Consider the following 20,485-nt stretch of genomic DNA (forward strand, 5'->3'; position numbering starts at 1 on the left):
CTTGGGCAGCACACGAGAACTGCAGAAGCCGAGCGTTTCATGGACCTGGGCAGCGCGGGCCTCCACCAAGTTGGCAGGGGCCCGCGGCCCCACAAGGCCTACCGTCGGATGACGGCCTGGCGGCCCGGTCTCACTTCAGGTGCCGTTCGAAGAACTGGGCCACGCCTTCGCCCGCGAACTGCGGGACGCCGGTGTGCCCGCCCATATTGGCGTGCAGGGACTTCTCTTGGGAGCCGAAGGCGTCGAACAGGTCCAGGGCCGCCTGTCGGTCGTTCCCTTCGTCGTCCCACTGCAGAAGCACGTGCAGCGGAATGGTGACCCGGCGGGCCTCCTCGAACAAGGCGCGCGGCACGAAACTCCCGGCGAAGAAACCGGCGGCCAAGATCCGCGGCTCGACCACCGCAAGGCGCACCCCGATGGAGATCACTCCCCCCGAGTATCCGACCGGACCGCCGACCTCTGGCAGCGACAGGAGGGCGTCCAGGGTGGCCTGCCATTCCGGGACCGCCCTGTCGACGAGCGGGAGGATCAGGGCGTCGATGATCTGGTCGCTGACCGGCTCGCCGGCTTCCATGGCCCGGCGCAGGTCGGCGCGTGCCTGCTCGAGGGCGGCCCAACGGGGCCGGTCACCGCTCCCGGGGAGCTCGATGGTGGCCGCGGCGAAGCCGTCCGCCGTGCAGCGCCGGGCCCGCGCCACCAGTCGGGGGTACATCCTGCGCTGCCCGCCGGGGTGGCCGAGCAGGATCAGCGGTGTGGGTGCGGAGGCGGATGCGGGCGTCCACAGGATGCCGGGGATCTCGCCGAGGGTGAATTCGCGTTCCACGACACCGTCGTCGAGGTGTTGTTCGGAAGTGAAGTGAAGGGTCATGGTCGTGCCTTTCGGGAGTGCGCTTCAACGGCGCTCCCGGACGACCTATCGCCCGACCGTGACCCGCAAGGAGAGCACCCATGTCGATTCGTTCACGGGTACCACCTCCTCGTTCTCTCGCACGGCCAACGCGAAAGTAGCAGGGGGCGCCGTGGTCCGCCAAACGGTTTTCTTGCGCAGCACCGTGCTTCCGACGGTCAGAAATGACGCTCCGTCAGCTCATTGCTCGACTCCTCCGGGAACAGCGCGGCCAAAGCCGGGTCATGAGCCGGGCGTCGGCCCCGCCGCTCCGTAGCGAAGACCGTCGAGGAGGAGGTCGAGGAGGCGGCCGGCCCGTTCGCGTTGGTCGGGAGCGCTGGTGATCAGTGCGACGCCGGCCAGGCTGAAGCCGACGTCGAAGGGGTCGATGTCCGGGCGCAGGAGACCGGTGTCGGCGCCGGCGCGCAGCAGGGTGCCGAGCGCGGTGCCGAGCTTGTCGAGGGTCTCGGCGAAGGGGTCGGCGCCGGATGCGACCGCGGCCCGCAGGGCGTCCGCCATGCCCTGCTTGGCCGTCAGGTAGTCGATGAAGTCGTCCATCCACAGCCGCATCGCCCGGTCGGGCGGGTTCTCGGCGAGCAGCTTCGCGGCGCTGTCGCAGACACGGGCCAGCTCGTTGCGGTACGTCGCCTCGATGAGCGCCTCGCGTGTGGGGAAGTGGCGGTAGAGGGTGGCCGAGCCGACCCCCGCGGCCTTGGCGATGGTGTCGATCGCGACGTCCGGGCCCTTCTCGGAGAAGGCGCGCACGGCCGCTTCGAGGATGCGCTCCCGGTTGCGGCGGGCGTCGGCGCGCAACACGCTCGGCTTGCTGGTCAAGGCTGCTCCCTTCCTCGGGGACCAGTCTAGCTGGACAACCGGGGAGTTCCCCGCTTACCGTTGCAGATAACTGGGGAACTCCCCGGTTACGGGTGTCGGCCCGTCGTGCGCCCAGGCAAGGAAGAGCCTCATGACCTCCCCGAAGACAGTTCTGATCACCGGTACGTCCTCCGGCATCGGCCTGGCCGCCGCCGTCGGCACCGCCCGGGCGGGCTGGACGACCATCGCCACCATGCGCGACACCGGCAAGGCCGATGCCCTCCTCAAGGCCGCCGCCGAGGCGGGTGTCGCGGACCGGATCCGGATCAAGCGCCTGGACGTGACGGACTCCGCCGGCATCACCGCCTGCCTGGACGAGGTCGTCGCCGAGCACGGTCGCCTGGACGCGCTGGTCAACAACGCCGGCGCCGCCCAGGTCGGCACCATCGAGCAGAGCAGCCTCGACGACGTCCGCGCGGCCATGGAGGTCAACTTCTTCGGTGTGGTGGCGGTGACCCGGGCCGCCCTGCCGCACCTGCGTGCCTCGAAGGGCCGGCTGATCACCGTCACCAGCGTCGGCGGCGTCGTCGGCCAGCCCTTCAACGAGGCGTACTGCGCGGCCAAGTTCGCCGTCGAGGGCTTCATGCAGTCCCTCGCGCCGGTCGCCGCCACCGTCGGCGTCGATGTCACCGTGGTCGAGCCGGGCGCGGTGGCTAGCGAGTTCGTCGCCAATCTCGGCGTGGACGTCCCGACGCTGCTCGCCACCGCCGGTCCCTACAGCCAGGCGCTCGAGGCCTACCTCACCCGCACCCGGCAGTCGTTCGGCAACGCCCAGACCCCGGCCGAGGCAGCCGCCCCGATCGTCGACGCCCTGACCGCCGCCCGCCCGCCCTTCCGCATCCAGACCTCGCAGTGGGCCCGCGACTTCGTCGCCACCACCCTCGCCGACCTCGACGGCTCCGCCGTCCAGGCCCTCACCACCACCTGGGTGCGCTGACCGCCCGCCCCGCCTCCGGGGTGCCCAGCCGTACCCGGCCCGGGCCGAAGACCGGAGCGCACCGGACGCACCACCGACCAGTCACACACCGCGGGACGACCTGCCACAGCAAGGAAGATCACCATGGAACTCCGCACCCTCGGCAGCCAGGGCCTGACCGTCTCCGCCGAAGGACTCGGCTGCATGGGCATGAGCGCCTTCTACGGCAGCACCGACGAGGCCGAGTCCCTCGCCACCATCGACCGCGCGCTGGAACTGGGCGTGACCCTGCTGGACACCGCCGAGGGCTATGGCCCGTTCCTCAACGAACAGCTCCTCGGCAAGGCCCTCGCCGGCCGCCGCGAGCAGGCCGTCGTCGCCACCAAGACGGGCATCGAGTTCACCGACGACGGCACACGCGTCGGCCACAACGGGCGCCCCGAGTACATCCGGCGTTCCCTGGACCGCTCCCTGCGCCACCTGGACACCGATTACGTCGACCTCTACTACCTGCACAGGGTCGACCCGCAGGTGCCGATCGAGGAGACCGTCGGCGCCATGGGCGACATGGTGACCGCCGGCAAGGTCCGCTACATCGGTCTGTCCGAGGTCGCCCCGCAGACCATCCGCCGCGCGCACTCCGTCCACCCGATCACGGCGGTACAGACCGAGTACTCGCTGTTCGAACGGGGCATCGAGGAGGACGGGGTCATGGCCACCCTGAACGAGCTGGGGATCGGCCTGGTCGCCTACTCGCCGCTCGGGCGCGGGTTCCTCTCCGGTGCGATCGCCAGTCCGGACGACTTCGCCGCGGACGACTTCCGCCGGACCGACCCGCGCTTCCAGGGCGAGAACTTCGCCCGCAACCTGGCTGTGGTCGACGAGGTCCGCCGGATCGCCGCCGCCAAGCAGGTCTCGCCGTCACAGCTGGCTCTCGCCTGGGTGTTGCACCAGGGCGCGGTCGCCATCCCCGGCACCAAGCGCCGCCGCTATCTGGAGGAGAACGTCGCCGCCACCGCTGTGACGATCAACGACGAGGACTTGGCCGCCATCGAAGCCGCCGCCCCACACGGCATCGTCTCCGGCGACCGCTACGCCCCCGAGCTGATGCGGAACCTCAACGGCTGACCCCTAGGTTGACGCCCCTTTACGCCCTTTGGCGGGCGAGATCTGCTGGTCGGCCCGGCGAAACGCATGCCGGCCCAGGAACGCAGCTTCCGGGACAGCCACCCTGACGCCTGCCCGAATCCCTTTTATCCGGAGCCTGTCGGACTCCTGTCGTGGGCGGGTACCGACAACGGTGCCCACGTGTGCTGGCTCACCGACGGGCAACCGGACGAGTGGACGGTCGTCTGCTGGAATCCGCGAGGTTCGTACTACGACGCGCATCCCGTGGCTGCGACGACGGCGGCCTTCGATGGACAGCGGCGCACTGCGGCGAACCATCCGTATCAGCTGGCGTCGGGGCGCATCGCGGCCGTGGTGACCGCGGCGACGGTGAGAGGGTCGGTGAGCGGGCGGCCGAGTAGCTGGGCGAGGTCGGGGCTGGTGGTGCTGAGGAAACCGTGGCGGACGCTGGTCGCGATCGAGGCGAGCATCGGCGGCTGAAACGGCAGTAGTGCCCCGTTGGCGAGGAGTTGGGCCCGGTACTCCCCGAGCCCGATGGTCCGGTGCGCGACTCCGAGGGATTCGGCGATGTCGGCGGCGCTGATCGGTTCGCCGACCAGGTCGTAGGTCTTGCCAGCGTGCGGAATCGGATTGCTGGCTACGACGGCTGCGGCCGCGGCCAGGTCCGCCCGCGCCACAGCGGCCAGCTCGCCGTCCGCGAACGCTGATTCCACACCGTCAGCAGTCCAGGTCAGGAGCGCCCCGAAGAGTTCGGCGTACAGCCCGTTGCGCAGGATCGTCCACCCAAGTCCACTGACCTTGATCAGCTGCTCGGTTGCCCGATGGGCGAGCGCGAAGCCGAGGTGGTCACCGTCGCCGGTCAGGCTGGTGTAGACGACGTGGTTCACGCCATCGCGCACCGCAGCGTCCACAGCTGCCTGGTGCCGAGTGATGACCTGGTCGTCCTCGGCGTACCCCGCCGAGACGAGGACCAGCGTAGAAACGCCGGTGAGGTCGAGGCTCGCGGGGTCGTCGAAGTCGAGTCGCCGCTGCCCTTCTGCGGGCGATCGAGTGCCACCCAGGGCGGGCATGTGACGCTCTGTCAACTCTCGGAGAGTGAGAGAGGCGAGCTGTCCGTTCGCTCCGGTCACCATGATCATTGTGGCTTTGTCTCCTGCCGTGGTTCTCTTCAGTGAGCTTCTTCGAGTTGGCCACCGATCGGGTGATGGGCCGTGAAGCGCAACGAGCGAGGCCCCCGAGCTGTTGATCGAGGTGTCTGACGTCTCAATCACGTTGCTCGGGGGCCTCGTTGGTCATCCATCCTGCCGCACTCGACCTTCCGCAGGCACTCGTGGAGTGGGTCACCATGCTGATCGTCACCCGTGAGGGCGACCGACGCTGCAAACTCCGCCCGTCCCAGCGCGCGATGGTGGCACTGGTGTACCTGCGCGAACACACCACTCTCGCGAAGATCGCCGCTGGATTCGGGATCAGCGAGTCCACCGCCCACGCCTACACCAGAGCGGTCGTCGACCTGCTCGCCGAACGTGCACCGGGCCTGTTGAAGACGCTGCGCGAGCACGAACCCGACTTCGTCCTGCTCGACGGCACCCTCACCGAGTGCGACCGGGTCGGCGACGGCCGGGCCGACTACTCCCACAAACACCGGCGCCACGGTGTGAACGTGCAGGTGGTCACCGACCCGGGCGGCCGGCTGCTGTGGCTCTCGCCCGCTCTGCCGGGCCGCACCCATGACCTGACCGCCGCCCGCACCCACCGGATCATCCGGATCTGCGAACGCCAGGGCGTTCCCATCCTGGCGGATCTTGCCTACCAGGGCGGTGGCTCCTGGCTGACCACGGGCGTCAAACGCAGGCCCCTGCAGGAACTCACCCCCACCGAGAAGACCGTCAACCGGGCCCTGGCCGCGGCACGGGCACCGGTCGAACGAGGCGTCGCCCGCCTGAAGTCCTGGCGGATCTTCCGCAGAGCCCGCTGCAGTCCGAACCGCATGACGTCAATCGCCAAAGCCGTCCTCACCCTGGAGCGGCAACGCTGAAGAAGCTCAGTAACTACGCTGAGATCTTCAACCGGCCCGGCTCGTCCCACAAGGAGGCAATTTCGTGTCAGTGACGCACACCGAGGTAACCGCTGGACCCGCTGAACTCGAACCCTGCGGACGGCAGGAGCACCCCGACTGCGGGATCCGCGACGTCCTCGACCGGGTCGGTGACAAGTGGTCGGTCCTCGTCATCGTCGAGCTCGCCGGTGGCCCGCGGCGCTTCCGGCAACTACAGCGCGCCATCGATGGGATCTCTCAGCGCATGCTGACGCTTACGGTGCGCCGGCTGGAGCGAGACGGTCTGGTCCTTCGGACCGTGTATCCGACCGTGCCGGCCCAGGTCGATTACAGGCTCACTGAGACGGGCGCAAGCCTGACCCACCTCGTCAAGGCACTCGCCGACTGGTCACTCGAACACCGGGCCCACATCGCTCGCGCCCGCGAGTCCTACGACAGCGAGCACCCCGACAATGAGATCCGCTGATCGGCGAAACGTCATCAACCTCCTGACCCGCAATACCCAGTGCGTTGACCTCGAACGTCCGCCTGGTGAAGGAGGCGAAGACCAACGTGCTACGCAGCAGGGCACACCGAACGCGAACCTCGCGTACGCCCCTTGGGCGGGTCGTGGGTCCGAGCGGAGCTATCGACCTGGCCAGGTGGACCGCCAGGTGGCCGGGAGGCCGCTGATCGCCGGCGGCCGTCCCGTACGGCATCCACGATGTGGCGACGGTGCTGGGGTCGGTCCTTCGGCGCGTCGGTCGGGACCGTGCCGGTGGTGTCAGGCCGCCACAGGCACTCAGCCCGCGCTGCTCCTCATGAGTGATCGTCAAGACCTGCGAAGGGGATTGTCGCCCCGCCTTGCGTCGCGGTCGCGCCGAGGGGGAGTTTCGCCACTGCGCAGGCCGTGGCTGCCTCAGGCGAAGTCTGCGGCGGTGATGCCGTCGGGATGTCCGGACGGCCACTCCACCAGCTCGATCCGGTAACCGTCCGGGTCCGTGAGCCACGACGTCTTCGGGCCGTGAGGGCCCCCCGGGTACTGGAGGGGCTCGGGACTCAGACCGGCTTCGGTCAGCGTTTCCAGTGTGGTGGCGAGCCTCTCCACCTGGATCGCGAGGTGGTCAAAACCGCTGCCCACGTCGACCGGTCCGGCGCCGGGGCGGTAAACCAGTTCGAGCGAGGCTGCCGGTTCGTCGGGGAACTTGAGGAGCACGAGGCGAGCCCCGTCGCCGACCTCTACCCCGCCCAGTTCGGCGTAGCCCAAGGCGCTGTAGAAACCGAGCGAGCGGTTCAGGTCAGTGACGCGGTAGGAGACGAAGAGCGTCTTCACGCCGCCTCCTCGGGGCGATGCACCCGGTAGCGGAGATGCGTCACGTCTTGGTCCTCGTGCCGTCGGACGAGGTCGAGTTCGATGTGATCGCCACCCAGGTGATCGAACAGCCGTCGGCCTTCCCCGAGGAGGACCGGAACCAGGTGAATCTCCATCTCGTCCATCTGCCCGGCTCGGAGAAGTGCCTGTGCCGCACCCGCCCCGTGGACCATGACCGGCCGGTCCCCTGCGGCCGCCCGAGCCTGACGGGCGCAGTCCTCGACATCGGTGACGAAACGCGCGCAGCCCGGTGGCACGTCCCCGTCGTCCACCTGGTGGGTGAGTACGAAGATCGGCACGCCGTCGTGGTGGTCGCCCTGCCAGCGTCCGGCGAGTTCGAAGGTCCGACGGCCGGAGATCACCGCGCCGGTCGCCAGCGCCTCGCGGTAGACCTGGCCGCTCGGACCGTCGGAGTGCCGGTTGTCGAGCCAGTTGAAGAGTCGTCCACCGTCGCGTCCGAGCTCCTGTCCTGGCCGATCGTCCGGGCCGACGATATAACCGTCGAGCGACATCGACATGTACAGCCGAACGGGGCTGTTCATCCTGGCCTCCCTCTCTCCTCCATCGGGATCCGGCGTTTCCTGATGCCCCGGTGGGGGGTGAGTGTCAGAAGGAAGACTTCAGGCAACCGGGAAACTCATCGGCCCGACCCGCCGGCCTCCAGCCGGGCTGAAGGGGGCTTCAAGACCCTGGCCAGTGCGACAGCGGCGCTGCCAGCGTCCCGGGTGACCTTGCCCTTGGTGCATGGTCCTGGTCCTCGGCGTTGTACGTCTCCTACGGGGCGTCTTCGCGCCGGGCCCAGCACCTGCCCAGCGCCTTTGGTGTAGCCGTCGTCCGTCGCCATCAGTTCCTTGGTGCCGCCAGTGCGCACGCGGTGTCCTGGCCCCCGTGTGGCATCTGTACTTCAGGGCCGGAAGATCCGGTCCAGGTGGTAGTGGAGGACGGCCGTGGCGGATTCGGGGTCGCGCTGGCCCACCAGGACGCTGGTGCCGAGCCCCGCGGACATGGCCAGCAAGCCAACGGCTTCGGCATGGGTGTCAGTGCCCGCCCGGAGAAGTCCGGCGTCCGCCGCCTGCTGCAGCAGCTCGGTGAGGGTGATTTCGGCGGCGTCCGGATCCTTGATGAAGGGCTGGGCCGCGAGGGCCTCGTCGGTCACCGACAGCACGGCGTACGAGGTGTAGAGGTGATGGAACAGGCGGCTCTCTTCATCGACCGGCAGGGCCGCCGTCAGCAGCGCCTCGATCACCGCCCGCGGCCCGGGGTCGTCACCGGCGGCGCGGACCTGGGCGGTCACCCTTTCCCCGAACCTGTGGGCCAGATGCCGCAGTCCGAACAGGAGCAGCTTCTCCTTGGACTCGAAGTAGTACTGCACCAGCCGTAGTGAGACGCCCGCCTCGGCCGCCACGTCCCGCATACCCACAGCGTGCAGTCCTTGTCGTCCGGCGGCCCGGACGAGGGCCTGCGCGATCTCGGTGCGCCGTTCTGCGTGATCCACGCGCTTGGGCATGCTTCGACTCTCCGTTCCTCGGATCGCGTCTCCGATTTTGATGATACAGCCGTACCATGTTTATGGTACGTTTGTATCACTAAGATCGACTGCCCAGGAGGTGGCCGTGCCCGAGCCCACACCAGCCCGTCCCCAGCCCGATGTCGGCCGCTTTGTCAGCGACGCCTGGCGTGCCCGCTACTTCGCAGCCTGCGACGCGGTCTACGCGCTGGGTGTGCCCGCGTCCGCTGAGCGAGACGTGGAGACGTCCTTCGGGACCACGCACGTCTACCGCTACGACCCCGAGGACCCGGTCGCCCGCGAGCGCACCCCCGTCGTCCTCATCCACGGAGCCGGCTCCTGCTCCGCCATGTGGTACCCGAACACTCCTGCCCTCAGCGCCGAAAGACCCGTCTACGCCATCGACACCCCGGGCGACCCGGGCCGCAGCGTGCAGCGCGCGCCCATCCATGAGCCCGAGCGCGCCGCGCAGTGGCTGGAAGAGACGCTCGCCGGCCTCGGGCTCGACCGTGTGCACCTCCTCGGCTCGTCGTACGGCGGATGGCTCGTCCTGAACCAGGCATACCGCGCGCCCGAACGCCTCGCCTCGGTCACACTGCTCGACCCCGGAGGCCTGGAGAAGGTGGGACTGCGCTTCTTCGTGTGGATCTTCGCCAGCCTGTTCGCCACCTTCGCCCCCAAGGCGCTGCGGCCACGGCTCGCTTCCTGGCTGGAACAACCCGTCCTCGTCGTCCCGGAACTGCGCACCATGATCCGTGCCGGAGTTCGCGCCTACCGCATCCGCCGGCCCGTGCCGCAACCCCTCACCGACGCCGAACTGGGAGCCATTCGCACGCCGTTGTACCTGGTGCTCGGCAGGCGCAGCCTCCTGGTGCACCCCGACCGGCAGGTCGAACGCGTGCCCCGGCTGATCCCCGGCGCACGGGCCGAGATCATCTCCCGGACCGGCCACGGCCCGCAGATCGACCACGCGGAGCTGACCAACCGGAAGATCCTCGGCTTCATGGATGCCACCGACGTCGGCCTGCCGACAGCGCGCTAAGTACACCGCCCGGCGGGTAACGAGCGAACCCAGAGACGGACCGCGGCTACCGTCACGGGGCCGTGAAAGTCGTAAGCCCGCTTGTCGAAGCAGGTTTCTGGCGGTGGGTCCGCCGGCAGCGGCGCTCAGGAATGGTGCACCCCGACCGGCAGGTCGAATGCGTGCCCCGGTTGATCCCCATTCCGCCCAGGACCGAGACCAAATGTGGGCCGTCGCCTCCACTGGCCGGGCGTGACCAACAGTGCCAGAGGCCGCAGCCCGCCTTCACCAGCTCACAGCTGTCGCGTAAGTGCTGCCCCGTCAGGCGAATGGTTCGACGTGTGACACTGTCGCCATGCGATGGGGTGCTTTCGGGCGTGGGAGGCGGGCTCCGCTTGCCGTTGCGGTGGGGTCCCTGGGGGTGGCATCGGTGGGAGGCTGCTCGCTGGCCGGCGAGATCTCGGACGCCGGCCGGATCGATGCCGCGCCCGTGCGGGTCCACGGTGTCGTCGACCGCGTGGTGCAGGTCAAAGGCGGCAGCGATATCCGGGTGTCCTACCAGGTTGACGGTGAGCGGTTCGCCACCGAGGACCTCCCGCTGGGACAAGGGGCCGGGTTGACCGATCCCGCGGTCGGCACAGTGGTTTGCCTTGAAGCCGCCGCGGAGCACCCGGAGACGGTGCGGCTGTGCGGGCAGAAGTATCCAGGCGGCGACAACATGATTCCCACAGAAGGCCTGGTGGTGTTGGCGGGCGCAACAGGCGCCCTGATGTCCGCCGGTTGGATCGTGGCGGTCGCCCGGCAGGAGAAGCGTGAACGGGAAAGATCATTGCGGGGCAGCGTTTAGGTGGATCATTGTGCTCAGCCCGCCGCGTGAATGACCGAGGGCTTCATCCGGCGGTGTTGGACGGGCTGGGTGTACTCACCGGGTTTCCGTGGTGCCTGCTTGCGAGCACTGCGGCGCGCAGGTGGGCGCGGCACACGGTGGAATCCACACTCGCCATGAACCAGCCGACCCGGACCACCGTCACCTGCACCCTGCCCGAGCCGGCCGCGCACACCCTCGCCCTGACCCCCACCGCATCGCGCTCTTCGATGTCCTAGGCCTGCGACGCGCTCGGGTTCGCGCGCTCACTCTGGCCAGCGGGTGTCGGTGGGGGACTGGTTGTGGCGTGGTGCTGTGACGTGCAGGTCGCGCCAATGACTCGTCCGCGTTGAACGCCGACGTCTGGACTGCCGAGGGGCGGCGGGAACAGCCGGTCCGGTCGGCACGGTTGTATCGCCGAGGGGCCGGAGCTGCTGGGGTGGGGAACGCGGAGGCCGCATGGTCGTCCGCCCCACTGGGATCCGGGCCTCAAGATCGCGGCACGCCTGCCGCGCTGCTTGGACCAAGACGTATTTCTGCTGAAGGAGTGTTTCATGACTGACCGGCGCTTGACGCTCATGGCAGTACACGCCCACCCCGACGACGAGGCCACCGGAACCGGAGGGGTTCTTGCGCGGTATGCGGCGGAAGGCATCCGCACGGTTCTGGTGACGTGTACCGACGGCGGTTGCGGTGACGGACCGGGAGGCGTCAAGCCGGGCGAGCCCGGGCACGATCCTGCGGCAGTCGCTTTGATGCGTCGTCAAGAACTCGAGGAGAGCTGTGATGTGCTGAAGGTCAGCGATCTGGAGATGCTGGGCTATGCCGACTCCGGGATGATGGGCTGGCCGAGCAACGACGCGCCTGGCTCCTTCTGGCGGACACCCGTGCAGGAAGCCGCGGCCCGCCTTGCGGAACTCATGCGGCATTACGAGCCTGATGTGGTCGTCACCTATGACGAGAACGGCTTCTATGGCCACCCCGACCACATCCAGGCCCACCGCATCACCATGGCGGCGCTGGAGATGACCGAGCTGACACCGAAGGTGTACTGGACCACAGCGCCCCGCTCGATGATGCAGCGGTTCGGCGAGATCATGCGCGAGTTCGGCGAGGGCATGCCGGAGCCCGATCCTGCCGAGGCCGCCGCGCTGGCCGAGATCGGCCTCCCCGACGACGAAATCACCACGTGGGTCGACACGACCGGGTTCAGCGGCCAGAAGTTCGACGCGTTGGCCGCGCACGCCAGTCAGGGCGAGAACATCTTCTTCCTCAAGATGGGCAAGGAGAGGTTCGGCGCGCTGATGGGCATGGAGACCTTCGTACGTGTCCAGGACGCCACCGGCGCGGTGGTACCGGAGAACGATCTCTTCGCCGGACTGCGCTGATCTGCCCGTCCGACCGGCCGGGACAGCGCATTGATCGGCCTGGCGTGATCGAGCGGGTCACACATCCGGCGGCTGGTCCGCCCGAGTTCCGCTCCGGCAGCCCGCGTCCAAGCCCCGGCTACGGACTGGTCCGGCTGTGGCGGATCAAGAGCGGCCCGGCTTGGTGATGACGACCGCCGTCAGGCCCCCGCGCTGGGGCCTGACGGCGAGTGACGTCAGGCGGAACTGCCGGCGTCGTCGAAGTCGGTGGAGGACGACAGCTCGGCCCATGCCGGCATGTCGCGCTCGAAGGCGTCGCGTCCGGCCTCGACGAGCCGAAGCGCGTCGGTGCCGAGGAGCAGTCGCGCCGGCGGCTGCTCGGCCGCCACGATGCGTAGCACCGCGGCGGCGGCCTGGTCCGGGTCGCCCGGCTGGTGCCCGCTGTCGTGGATGCGCCGGGCGCGCAGCGGCTCGAACAGCTCGTCGGAGTCGGCGATCACACGAGGGGGGCGGATCATCGAGCCGTCGGCCCAGTCGGTCCTGAAACCGCCCGGCTCAACGGGGGTGACATGGATGAAGCGGCGTTTGCCGAGACTTGTGCTCGCCGCGCCAGGACTCGATCTGCTCGATGACCCATGCCTGGAGTCGCGTTCGGACTCCGGTGCGTACCCGACGGCCAGTCTTGTAGTCCCGCATTACCGTGTAGCCGCCAGCGACTTACTCATGCGCTGGCGCATGCGCGAGAGATACCCATCTCAGCGGCGGCGTGGGCAATGAGATGTGTCTGGTACCGCTTCACGAGTCGCCTACGGCCCTCGACGCTCAGAGGCGAATTCGCGTGAGGCACTCGTCGTCCGCTCGAAGTCTGGTGACGGCAGGCGCGACGCCTGTCGTGCGCGCCTGCCACATTGCGGCCTTTCACTCCTGCGGTGCGACGCGGATACGGTTCCCGTCAGGATCGGCTGCAAGGAAGGTGAGCCCGAACCCCGCATCATGAGGCTCGCGCAGGATCGTGACCCCCTTGGACTTCCACTGCTCAAAGGTCACGTTGAGTTCCTCTGGTCCACCGCCGATGGCCAGGCAAACCTCACTGGTGCGCGGGACGTCCGGTGACAGATCCTCGAACTGGCCAGACCACAGACCGAGGTCAGCGCCTGGCCCGAGGTCGAAAGTGACGTACCCCGAAGTCTCGAACGAGGGGCTCATACCGAGGAGGTCGCCGTAGAAACGAGCTGCGGCGGGAGCGTTGTTCACGTAGACGATGGACACGACGGATGCGGGCATGGTGGTTCCTTCTCACAGGTCGTAGGTACGCCCGCCAGCCTGACCGGGAAATGTGCCGCATCGTGTCGCAATTCCTGAAAAAATTTGGGGTGTGACCCCAGACCGCTTCTTCACCCTGATGCTGCTCCTCACATCGAGGGATGCCGTGACCACACAGGAACTCGCCTCAGCGCTCGGGGTGTCCCTTCGAACCATCACCCGAGATCTGAACTGGCTCCGCGACGCCGGTCTGCCGGTGACCGCACACCGGGGTCGCCTGGGAGGCGTGACCATGCTGCCCGGATACGGATTCGACCTCACGCGACTCACTCCGGGCGAGCGTGATCACCTGTCGCTCATTGGGCTGGATGAGAAGCAACGTGCGGAGCTGAACGCATCGGTCGAAAGCCAGCGGGCGCTCTCCAAGATCGCCGCTACCCAGCCACGTCGAGATCATGAGCTCCTGCCACTCACCGACGTAGTGCACGTGGACAGCCGTCCCTGGCGCCAGGCACGAGCTGTCGGCACGACTCCGGCTTCGCTGATCGGTGCGGTGCGACGAGGTCGCCGGCTACGGGTCGAGTACGACAGCCCGCGCGAGTCATGCCCACGCGAGCTGGTCGTGGATCCCTACGGGCTGTTCGCCAAGGCTGGCATCTGGTACCTCGTAGCCGACTGTGCCCGAGTGCCACGGATGTACCGACTCGAACGGATCACGACGTGGAAAGAAGTCGACCAGCCACGACGGATCCGCGAGAGTCAGACCCTGGCCACCGTCGCTGCAGCGCTCATTGATCAGTGGGAGCACAACCACGCGATAGAGGTCAGCGCCACCATCGACCAGACCCAGATCGAGCGAGCGCAACGGATCTTTGGCCTACGACTCATCTGGGACGACCATGAAGAATCCGCCACCGGCCGCAAGGTAACAATCCGCTTCCAGTACCTGGAGGACGTGCGAGCGCTACTGCCGTTCGGGAGCGCCATCACTGTGCACGGCCCCACCGAAGCCAGGGCTCACCTTCGCGTCCTCGCCACCAATCTTGCCCACCACTATGCGCCGTCACCAACGTCCTGACCCGCGACAACTAGGCCCTGTCCGGCAGACCTTGGTTGATGGTCGCCAGCAGGCGTGTGACCAGGGGATTATGGTCACTCTCGCGCCAGGCGACGGCCACTCGTGTACGGTCGGTGCCGGGTTCGATCCTGCGGAAGGCCACGCCTTTGAGGCGGATGCGTCGGATGCTCGCCGGGGCCAGAGAGACGCCCAGACCGGTTTCCACGAGGGCGCACACGGTTTGCCACTCCACCGCGTGCTGGACTACCTGCGGTGTGAACCCTGCTGCGGTGCACAGGCCGATGATCTGGTCGTGCAGTGTCGGGCCGACTGTGCGGGGCAGCAGCACGAAGGGCGAGTCCGCCAACTGCGCAAGCCGTACGGTCCGTTGGGTGGCCAGAGGATGGGTGGACGGCAGCACGGCCACGAAGGGCTCGCTGAGTACCGTTCTGAAGCCGAGCTCTGTCGCGTCGGTGGGCGGTTCGCGCAGTAGACCGATGTCGATGGTCTTGCCGATCAGGGCGGCGATCTGCGGAGCGGTGGTCATCTCGCGGATGTCCAGGTGCACGCCGGGAAACTGGTGACGGAAGGTGCGCAGTAGGCCAGGCAGGATCGTCAGTGCGAGGGAGGCGGCGAAGCCGATCCGCAGACGGCCGACCTCGCCGCTGCCGACGGCCCGGGCTGCGGCCAGGCCGTCCGCGAGGTCGGTCAGCGCCCGCCGGGCGGCGGGCAGCAGTTCGCTGCCGGCTGGGGTGAGGGTGACAGGCCCTGGGGCGCGGGTGAACAGCGCGTGGCCGACCTTGTCCTCCAGGCGGCGGATCTGCTGGCTCAGCGGCGGCTGGGCGATGCCCAGACGGGCGGCCGCGTGGCCGAAGTGGAGTTCCTCTGCGAGCACGACGAAGGCGTGCAGCTGCGGTAGGGGGAGTTCGGGGCGCTCCATACGCCTAGAGATATCAGACCATGCATGCGGCCGTATTAGACGTATCAGTGCTGGTCATTTAGCGTTCGGGGCATGACAGAGCGACGCGCGGTCCTCAGCGGCTCGTCCTTTGAGGAGAAGATCGGCTACGCCCGTGCCGTAGTCGATGGCGACTGGGTGCATGTGTCCGGGACGACCGGGTTCGACTACGCCACCATGACGATCTCCGACGACGTGGTGGAGCAGGCCGAGCAGTGCCTGCGCAACATCGAGGCCGCGCTGGCCGAGGCGAATTGCACCTTCGCTGACGTGGTGCGCGTGCGCTACCTACTGTCCAGCCGCGAAGACTTCGAACCCTGCTGGCCGGTCCTGCGCCGCTGCTTCGGCGAGGTTCGGCCGGCTGCCACGATGCTCGTGTGCGGTCTCGCCGACCCGCGGATGAAGATCGAAATAGAGGTGTATGCGCGGCGGCGCATCCAGGCCCACGTTGGTGCCATGAGAGATCAGCCGGAAGCGCCTGTCGTGCCCGTCGAGGCGTATGAACCCCCGTATTACATGGCTGTCTTCACCACGGTGCGCACCCAGGACCAGAGTGACTACAGCGAGACCAGCGCCCGCCTGGAAGACCTGGTGAAGGACGTCCCCGGGTACCTGGGGATGGACCACGCGCAGACTCCGGGCGGGCTTGGTATCACCGTCAGCTACTTCCGTGACGCCGACGCCCTCACCCGGTGGCGGACCAATGTCGAGCACCGCGCCGCGCAGCAGCGCGGGCGAGCGCAGTGGTACCAGAGCTACACGCTGCATGTGGGGAAAGTGGAACGGAGTAACGGGTTCGCGCGAGCGGAGCTTCCGCAGAGCCCGGCAGCAGGCTTCCAAGGAACCGCGGACGAGGCGGGCGTTGGCAGTGCCATCGCAGAGTGATCAACGGGATTCTGTTCCGGCAGCGGACCGGTAGGGCGGTTCCAGTACAGCCCACTCATCATCCGAAAGGTGACCCCTTGCCCAGAGCCTGGTGAGGTGGTTGGTGTCGAGGCTGGCCGCCTCTGGACGGTGGGAAGCAATCATGATCGGCTTGGGACCTGACCTCTTTGATACGCCATGTCACTGTCGATGCCGCCGACCCGTTCGTTCTTGCGGGCTTTTGGGCCCAGGTTCTGGACGGCTCGCTGGGTGACGACGACTTTCCCGGGGATCCGGAAGCCGTGGTCACGACTGCTGCAGCCACCTTGCTGTTCGTCAGGGTCGATGACCGCAAGTCGGTGAAGAACCGCGTTCATCTGGATCTCCAACCCCAGGACCGCACCCGGGACGAGGAGGTCGAGCGCCTGCTCTCGCTCGGCGCCACACTTCAGGGGGACCACCGACGGCCCGACGGCACCGGGTGGGTGACGCTGCATGACCCCGAGGGCAACGAATTCTGTGTGGAACTCAGCGCGGCGGAGCTGGCGAACGGTTGATCTCCGATGGCGGCCACCGCGTGAACCGCGCTCGCGACGGCCGGTCCGGTGGCCGCTCTTCTCCGGAATCACGTGCTGGATACGCGCCGCCGTAAATACCTGCGATCTTGCTGCTGCCGTACACCTTGTGGGCCGCGACGGTGAGCAGTCGCTTTCTGGGGCCTCCTGGTGGCAGCCGTGGCACTGGATAATGTCCACAACTGGCTCGAACCGGGGGCAATCCGCGCGCTGCCCCGTGGTGATAACCCACGACAGTGGGCGGCATTTCCCGTCCGCACTCAGATAGAGCGTTGTGGTCAGCCCACCGCAGGAACGGCCCAAAGCCTCGCCTGCCACACCGCCTCCCTCAGGCAGGGGCGCACGCGCATGCCCACGCCCGGGACTGACCCTGGAACGACCCCTTATTGAGGCGTTGGGCGGTACGGCAGCGCACTGGTGAGCGCGGACCCACGTGGAGCCGGCGGCGATGCTGCTGGTGCGCGTCTGGGCCGGATGCGGTCGTGGTGGTCTGTCGGCTGGGGTGTGGATCGGCGGCAGTCACGTCGTCCGGAGTGGTCTGGCTCCTCAAAGAGGATTCCTTGTCCGCTTCTCGGGCGCGCGTGTCGTGGTGCGTGATGCCTTTGACCGCCCTGGGCGTTGGGTCCGCGACCTGGCCTCATCGCCAGGGCCCCAGGGAGTCAGCAAACCCTTAACGTTTCCGGGCCTGTTCGAGGTTCGTCCGGTGGGGGCCGGACAGCCAGTGCGCGTGTGGTCCCAGGCGCGGGTCGAGGGGTTCGTTTCCTTGCCGGAGCGCGTCGACGTAGGCGTGGTCGGCCGCGAGGCGGGCCGCCACCTCGGGTCCTTCGGCAATCGTGCCGTGGCCTGGGATCATGACGTCGGCGTGGGCGGCGGCCTCATCCAGCCGGTCGAGTGCCGTCTCGTAGGCGGTCACCTGTCCGTCTTGGCGGACGTCGAGGAGCGGGATGAGCACGTCGGAGAGCATGTCGCCGGCGAGCAGGACGCCCCGATCGGCGAGGAGGACGGCCGCGTGGCCGATTGCGTGCGCCTGATGCTCGATGATCTGGCCCGGGACGGGGGCGCTGGCGGCGGGCAGCGGGGTGACGAGCGCGACCAGGTCGAGGGGGATGCCGGAGGCGCTCTGCGCCGCCATGGCCTGGGCCCGTTCACGGGCTTGGCCGGCAACGCGGGCGGCGGCCGGGGTGGCGTAGCGGGGCACGTCGCCGAAGCGGGGATGCCACAGCAGGTGGTCCCAGTGGGGATGGGTGCAAAACCCGGCGATCACCGGGATGCCGAGCCGCTCCACATCGTCGGCGAGCTGGTTCAGCTCCGAGCCGTGGATGCCGGGATCGATCAGGACCAGTCCGTCCTGTGCGCGTACGACGACGGAATTGGCCCAGACCCACTCGCTCTGCCGGACCCAGACGCCGTCGGCCACCTCATGCAGCGTGCCCATCTCCACTCCTATCGGCTGGTTACGGTGCTGAGACTGCGCCCCGCTGCCAAACTCATCGCTTTCCGGCCGCCCGGGCGCGATGTCGCGGATGAGGCGGAAGACGTTGCCTCGCGCGGTGCCACCGCGGCCAGGCCGCACTTGCCTCTTCGGGGACGGTATGTGACGTAACGCCACATGTATCGTCACTTGGGGGTGGCGGGAGCACGGCCGAGCCCTCGGGACACGCGCAGTCCGCTTCCCCCATCCGAAAGCGGGTGCAGATCCCCTGGGGCGATCTGCACCCATGTCGATCTTCACAGTGTGAGAGGTGTCGACGTCTTTGTGCAGGACCCCGATAGGATGCGGCGCTCAATTCAACCGTGATCAAGCATGGAGGGGGCACGGGATGCTATTGACGTGCCGGATTTGTCGGCAGCGTGGAGTTGCCTTTGACGGAATCAAAGGGCTGTGTCCTGTCTGTCAGCAGAAGAGCGACGAGGCGAAGCCGCCTCAGCGTCGCGGGCGCAACGACAAGGCGGCGTTGCTGGTCCAGTCCAAGGTGAGTCCCGGGCGGGTCTCGCTGTCGGGCCCACTGCTTGTGGTGCTGGCTGCGGCCGCGGTTGCCATCGGCAGCGAGGCGGTGCGGTTTTTCGCCGAGCGCACGCGGGCCCATGAATGGGCCTTGGCCGCCGCTCACCGTGGCTATGACCAGCAGGCCGTGCACAACGCACTCCAGACGATCAACACCACGAACATGCTGCGCTTCGTCGCTGTCATGGCAGTTTTGTATGCCTACCAGCGGTGGGTGCGTGCCGGCCACGCGAACGCCATGTCACGTACCGACATCGGGCTGGGATGGCTCAGAGCCCTGCCCGGCGGCCGCGGAGTCGTCTGGACCTACGGCGCGTGGTTCCTGTCGGTCTTCGCCGCGTTCTACGTCTCGTTCGTGGTCAACTCCGACCTCCGAACGCCCGGCGATTACGAGACCGCGGCGGACGTCGACGCCGGCTACAGCCTGATCCGCATAGTCCTGGCGGTCCTGTTGAGCGTGTTCGTCGTGCAGTTGACCCTTGGGCTGAACAAGCTGCTGGCCACGCCGCAGACGACGGACGTGGCCGACCGGCCGTTCGAACTGCAGACCAGCGACGAGGAGTAACGCGCCACGCCTGGCCGCTGCGCCCCGGGGGAGCGCAGCCCGCAGTGTTCCGATGAACCGGAAAGGTGCAGATCCCTGAAGGGATCTGCACCCAGGAAATACTCGCTCCCGGCCGCGCTTCGCCGGTAAACGCCTCCGGTCATCCCGTTGCACGGCTGCAAGTTGGACGCCAACGCTTGGGCCGTCACCGCTGGACCAGCGAATTCACTATGAGACAGCTGATAGGACGTCGTCTCCATTGGCTCCATGTCTGGCTGACCTGCTTCGCACTCGTACGCACGAGGGCGAAGCAGCGCCTCGCCTCGTTCGCATACCGTCATGCGGAGGGGAAGCCGTCAGACGAAGTAGGACAGGTTCACGAAGAAGGCGATGTAGGCGATGGTAAGGATCGTCACGAATATGGCGAACCACCAGAAGTGCACCTGACGCCACGGCACCTTGGCGCCGGGGAAGCGGCTGCGGAACTGGGGCCAGGTCAGCATTCCCAGTTGCCTGACCGGTGCCTGAGCCGGTGGGGCGGTCAACCGCCCGAACAGGCGCCGCAACGGCTCCTCTTCCCACAAGCGGGTGTCGAGAACCAAGGGCGCGTCGTCCACCGACGTGATCACCAGGCGGTCCTTGTGGCCGTCCACGGGTATCCGAACGTAGTGCAGGCCGGTGACGTCGGACTCCAGAGTGAGCAGCACGAGCCGCCCCCACCGGTCACGGACGCTCAGCACACCGTCTTCCAGGGCGACGGCAGCTTTCGCCCGCCGCAGTGCCAGCCCTCCGGCGAACCACACCAGAGGGACAACCACTGCCAGTATGGCGACGATCATGCCCGGCCAGCCCGCCCCGGGCGAACTGCCGCGTCCATTGGCCAGCCGGAGCCCGAGGCGTATCGTCCCCAGGCCGATGGGCACCGCTCCGCCGAGCAACGGAGCCTTGTAGACCCTGTTGTCGGCTCTGACCTTGATCGGCGCATACGAAGAATCCGTCATCTCAGCTGACATCGGCCGATCGTGGCATTGCGAACAGCTCGTCTGTTCGGATTTGACCAGAGCTATAGCATCCGTCGGCCCGTTGCACTCCTTTGAACGTTGCGAACAGTGAGGAGAGTGCTGCGGCGATCCGGGAGGTTCGAGCGTCGCGCCCGGATCCTGGACGCCACTGTCGAAGCATTTCGCGCAATGGGGCTTCCGCGCCTCCTCGCTCGCCCGGCTCGCCAAGGGCTCGTCCAGGTCCT

At 67.9% G+C, this 20,485-nt stretch carries 21 protein-coding genes and 2 pseudogenes; 11 read left to right on the forward strand and 12 right to left on the reverse strand.

Going from position 1 to position 20,485, the window contains the following annotated elements; all coding sequences use genetic code 11:
- Window positions 1–130: 130 nt before the first annotated feature.
- On the reverse strand, window positions 131–868 hold the full coding sequence (locus ABD355_RS10485; RefSeq protein WP_344399906.1) for a dienelactone hydrolase family protein: 738 nt from the start codon (window positions 866–868) through the stop codon (window positions 131–133).
- A 261-nt stretch (window positions 869–1,129) separates the two neighbouring features.
- Window positions 1,130–1,720 (reverse strand): TetR/AcrR family transcriptional regulator, encoded by a 591-nt coding sequence (locus ABD355_RS10490; RefSeq protein ID WP_344399907.1) that lies wholly within the window; start codon window positions 1,718–1,720, stop codon window positions 1,130–1,132.
- 70 nt (window positions 1,721–1,790) lie between these two features.
- Between ABD355_RS10490 and ABD355_RS10495 the strand changes: the two genes are divergently transcribed.
- Window positions 1,791–2,696 (forward strand): SDR family oxidoreductase, encoded by a 906-nt coding sequence (locus ABD355_RS10495; RefSeq protein ID WP_344400107.1) that lies wholly within the window; start codon window positions 1,791–1,793, stop codon window positions 2,694–2,696.
- A gap of 123 nt (window positions 2,697–2,819) precedes the next feature.
- Window positions 2,820–3,803: an aldo/keto reductase gene (locus ABD355_RS10500; RefSeq protein ID WP_344399908.1), complete on the forward strand. Its 984-nt coding sequence runs from the start codon at window positions 2,820–2,822 to the stop codon at window positions 3,801–3,803.
- Between the two features lie 323 nt (window positions 3,804–4,126).
- Here ABD355_RS10500 and ABD355_RS10505 read toward each other — a convergent pair whose 3' ends face one another.
- Window positions 4,127–4,942, reverse strand: coding sequence for an NAD(P)H-binding protein (locus tag ABD355_RS10505; protein WP_344399909.1), 816 nt, complete (start codon window positions 4,940–4,942; stop codon window positions 4,127–4,129).
- A 149-nt stretch (window positions 4,943–5,091) separates the two neighbouring features.
- Between ABD355_RS10505 and ABD355_RS10510 the strand changes: the two genes are divergently transcribed.
- Both ABD355_RS10510 and ABD355_RS10515 read left to right on the forward strand, forming a co-directional pair.
- Complete coding sequence (locus tag ABD355_RS10510; protein WP_344399910.1) at window positions 5,092–5,841, forward strand: transposase family protein; 750 nt, start codon at window positions 5,092–5,094, stop codon at window positions 5,839–5,841.
- Between the two features lie 64 nt (window positions 5,842–5,905).
- Window positions 5,906–6,328 carry a winged helix-turn-helix transcriptional regulator gene (locus ABD355_RS10515; RefSeq protein WP_344399911.1) on the forward strand — a complete coding sequence of 141 codons (423 nt, stop codon included), beginning with the start codon at window positions 5,906–5,908 and terminating at the stop codon, window positions 6,326–6,328.
- A 432-nt stretch (window positions 6,329–6,760) separates the two neighbouring features.
- On the opposite strand, the gene ABD355_RS10520 is transcribed toward ABD355_RS10515, so the two are convergent.
- The 3 genes from ABD355_RS10520 to ABD355_RS10530 form a co-directional block, all read right to left on the reverse strand.
- Window positions 6,761–7,174 (reverse strand): VOC family protein, encoded by a 414-nt coding sequence (locus ABD355_RS10520; protein WP_344399912.1) that lies wholly within the window; start codon window positions 7,172–7,174, stop codon window positions 6,761–6,763.
- Entirely contained in the window at window positions 7,171–7,755 is a 585-nt protein-coding gene (locus tag ABD355_RS10525; RefSeq protein WP_344399913.1) for a dihydrofolate reductase family protein, read from the reverse strand. Before ABD355_RS10525 ends, ABD355_RS10520 begins: the two co-directional genes overlap by 4 nt.
- Window positions 7,756–8,117: 362 nt before the next feature.
- Window positions 8,118–8,720, reverse strand: a complete 603-nt coding sequence (locus tag ABD355_RS10530; RefSeq protein ID WP_344399914.1) for a TetR/AcrR family transcriptional regulator — start codon at window positions 8,718–8,720, stop codon at window positions 8,118–8,120.
- Window positions 8,721–8,826: 106 nt separating this feature from the next.
- On the opposite strand from ABD355_RS10530, the gene ABD355_RS10535 reads away from it, so the two are divergent.
- Entirely contained in the window at window positions 8,827–9,762 is a 936-nt protein-coding gene (locus ABD355_RS10535; protein WP_344399915.1) for an alpha/beta fold hydrolase, read from the forward strand.
- Here the strand turns inward: ABD355_RS10535 and ABD355_RS44610 are convergent.
- Window positions 9,759–10,034, reverse strand: a pseudogene (locus ABD355_RS44610) (hypothetical protein); the annotation flags it as partial. The gene ABD355_RS10535 and the pseudogene ABD355_RS44610 overlap by 4 nt on opposite strands.
- 128 nt (window positions 10,035–10,162) lie before the next feature.
- Between ABD355_RS44610 and ABD355_RS10540 the strand changes: the two are divergent.
- Together ABD355_RS10540 and ABD355_RS10545 are read left to right on the forward strand one after the other, a co-directional pair.
- Window positions 10,163–10,588 carry a hypothetical protein gene (locus ABD355_RS10540; protein WP_344399916.1) on the forward strand — a complete coding sequence of 142 codons (426 nt, stop codon included), beginning with the start codon at window positions 10,163–10,165 and terminating at the stop codon, window positions 10,586–10,588.
- Window positions 10,589–11,160: 572 nt separating this feature from the next.
- Window positions 11,161–11,994 (forward strand): PIG-L family deacetylase, encoded by an 834-nt coding sequence (locus tag ABD355_RS10545; RefSeq protein WP_344400108.1) that lies wholly within the window; start codon window positions 11,161–11,163, stop codon window positions 11,992–11,994.
- A gap of 215 nt (window positions 11,995–12,209) precedes the next feature.
- Here the strand turns inward: ABD355_RS10545 and ABD355_RS10550 are convergent, their stop codons facing one another.
- Window positions 12,210–12,473 (reverse strand): Rossmann-fold NAD(P)-binding domain-containing protein, encoded by a 264-nt coding sequence (locus ABD355_RS10550; RefSeq protein WP_344399917.1) that lies wholly within the window; start codon window positions 12,471–12,473, stop codon window positions 12,210–12,212.
- A 418-nt stretch (window positions 12,474–12,891) separates the two neighbouring features.
- Window positions 12,892–13,257 carry a VOC family protein gene (locus ABD355_RS10560; protein ID WP_344399918.1) on the reverse strand — a complete coding sequence of 122 codons (366 nt, stop codon included), beginning with the start codon at window positions 13,255–13,257 and terminating at the stop codon, window positions 12,892–12,894.
- Between the two features lie 91 nt (window positions 13,258–13,348).
- Here ABD355_RS10560 and ABD355_RS10565 point away from each other — a divergent pair, with 91 nt between their 5' ends.
- Complete coding sequence (locus tag ABD355_RS10565) at window positions 13,349–14,314, forward strand: helix-turn-helix transcriptional regulator (protein ID WP_344399920.1); 966 nt, start codon at window positions 13,349–13,351, stop codon at window positions 14,312–14,314.
- A gap of 10 nt (window positions 14,315–14,324) precedes the next feature.
- Here the strand turns inward: ABD355_RS10565 and ABD355_RS10570 are convergent, their stop codons facing one another.
- On the reverse strand, window positions 14,325–15,233 hold the full coding sequence (locus tag ABD355_RS10570; RefSeq protein WP_344399921.1) for a LysR family transcriptional regulator: 909 nt from the start codon (window positions 15,231–15,233) through the stop codon (window positions 14,325–14,327).
- Window positions 15,234–15,305: 72 nt separating this feature from the next.
- Here ABD355_RS10570 and ABD355_RS10575 point away from each other — a divergent pair.
- Window positions 15,306–15,968 (forward strand): annotated as a pseudogene (locus tag ABD355_RS10575) (Rid family hydrolase); the annotation flags it as partial.
- Window positions 15,969–16,303: 335 nt separating this feature from the next.
- Window positions 16,304–16,672 (forward strand): VOC family protein, encoded by a 369-nt coding sequence (locus ABD355_RS10580; RefSeq protein WP_344399922.1) that lies wholly within the window; start codon window positions 16,304–16,306, stop codon window positions 16,670–16,672.
- 688 nt (window positions 16,673–17,360) lie between these two features.
- Here ABD355_RS10580 and ABD355_RS10585 read toward each other — a convergent pair.
- Window positions 17,361–18,125 carry an MBL fold metallo-hydrolase gene (locus ABD355_RS10585; protein ID WP_344399923.1) on the reverse strand — a complete coding sequence of 255 codons (765 nt, stop codon included), beginning with the start codon at window positions 18,123–18,125 and terminating at the stop codon, window positions 17,361–17,363.
- A gap of 385 nt (window positions 18,126–18,510) precedes the next feature.
- Between ABD355_RS10585 and ABD355_RS10590 the strand changes: the two genes are divergently transcribed.
- On the forward strand, window positions 18,511–19,260 hold the full coding sequence (locus ABD355_RS10590; protein WP_344399924.1) for a hypothetical protein: 750 nt from the start codon (window positions 18,511–18,513) through the stop codon (window positions 19,258–19,260).
- A gap of 335 nt (window positions 19,261–19,595) precedes the next feature.
- Here ABD355_RS10590 and ABD355_RS10595 read toward each other — a convergent pair whose 3' ends face one another.
- Complete coding sequence (locus ABD355_RS10595) at window positions 19,596–20,252, reverse strand: hypothetical protein (protein WP_344399925.1); 657 nt, start codon at window positions 20,250–20,252, stop codon at window positions 19,596–19,598.
- Window positions 20,253–20,485 lie beyond the last annotated feature (233 nt).

The organism is Streptomyces longisporus, assembly GCF_039532765.1.
Taxonomy (GTDB): Bacteria; Actinomycetota; Actinomycetes; order Streptomycetales; family Streptomycetaceae; genus Streptomyces; species Streptomyces longisporus.

Bases quoted from the DNA above. Each gene is read 5' to 3' on its own strand.
- ABD355_RS10485 (WP_344399906.1), bottom strand. From the start codon at position 868: ATGACCCTTCACTTCACTTCCGAACAACACCTCGACGACGGTGTCGTG.
- ABD355_RS10500 (WP_344399908.1), top strand. From the start codon at position 2,820: ATGGAACTCCGCACCCTCGGCAGCCAGGGCCTGACCGTCTCCGCCGAA.
- ABD355_RS10505 (WP_344399909.1), bottom strand. From the start codon at position 4,942: ATGATCATGGTGACCGGAGCGAACGGACAGCTCGCCTCTCTCACTCTC.
- ABD355_RS10525 (WP_344399913.1), bottom strand. From the start codon at position 7,755: ATGAACAGCCCCGTTCGGCTGTACATGTCGATGTCGCTCGACGGTTAT.
- ABD355_RS10530 (WP_344399914.1), bottom strand. From the start codon at position 8,720: ATGCCCAAGCGCGTGGATCACGCAGAACGGCGCACCGAGATCGCGCAG.
- ABD355_RS10545 (WP_344400108.1), top strand. From the start codon at position 11,161: ATGACTGACCGGCGCTTGACGCTCATGGCAGTACACGCCCACCCCGAC.
- ABD355_RS10560 (WP_344399918.1), bottom strand. From the start codon at position 13,257: ATGCCCGCATCCGTCGTGTCCATCGTCTACGTGAACAACGCTCCCGCC.
- ABD355_RS10570 (WP_344399921.1), bottom strand. From the start codon at position 15,233: ATGGAGCGCCCCGAACTCCCCCTACCGCAGCTGCACGCCTTCGTCGTG.
- ABD355_RS10585 (WP_344399923.1), bottom strand. From the start codon at position 18,125: ATGGGCACGCTGCATGAGGTGGCCGACGGCGTCTGGGTCCGGCAGAGC.
- ABD355_RS10590 (WP_344399924.1), top strand. From the start codon at position 18,511: ATGCTATTGACGTGCCGGATTTGTCGGCAGCGTGGAGTTGCCTTTGAC.
- ABD355_RS10595 (WP_344399925.1), bottom strand. From the start codon at position 20,252: ATGTCAGCTGAGATGACGGATTCTTCGTATGCGCCGATCAAGGTCAGA.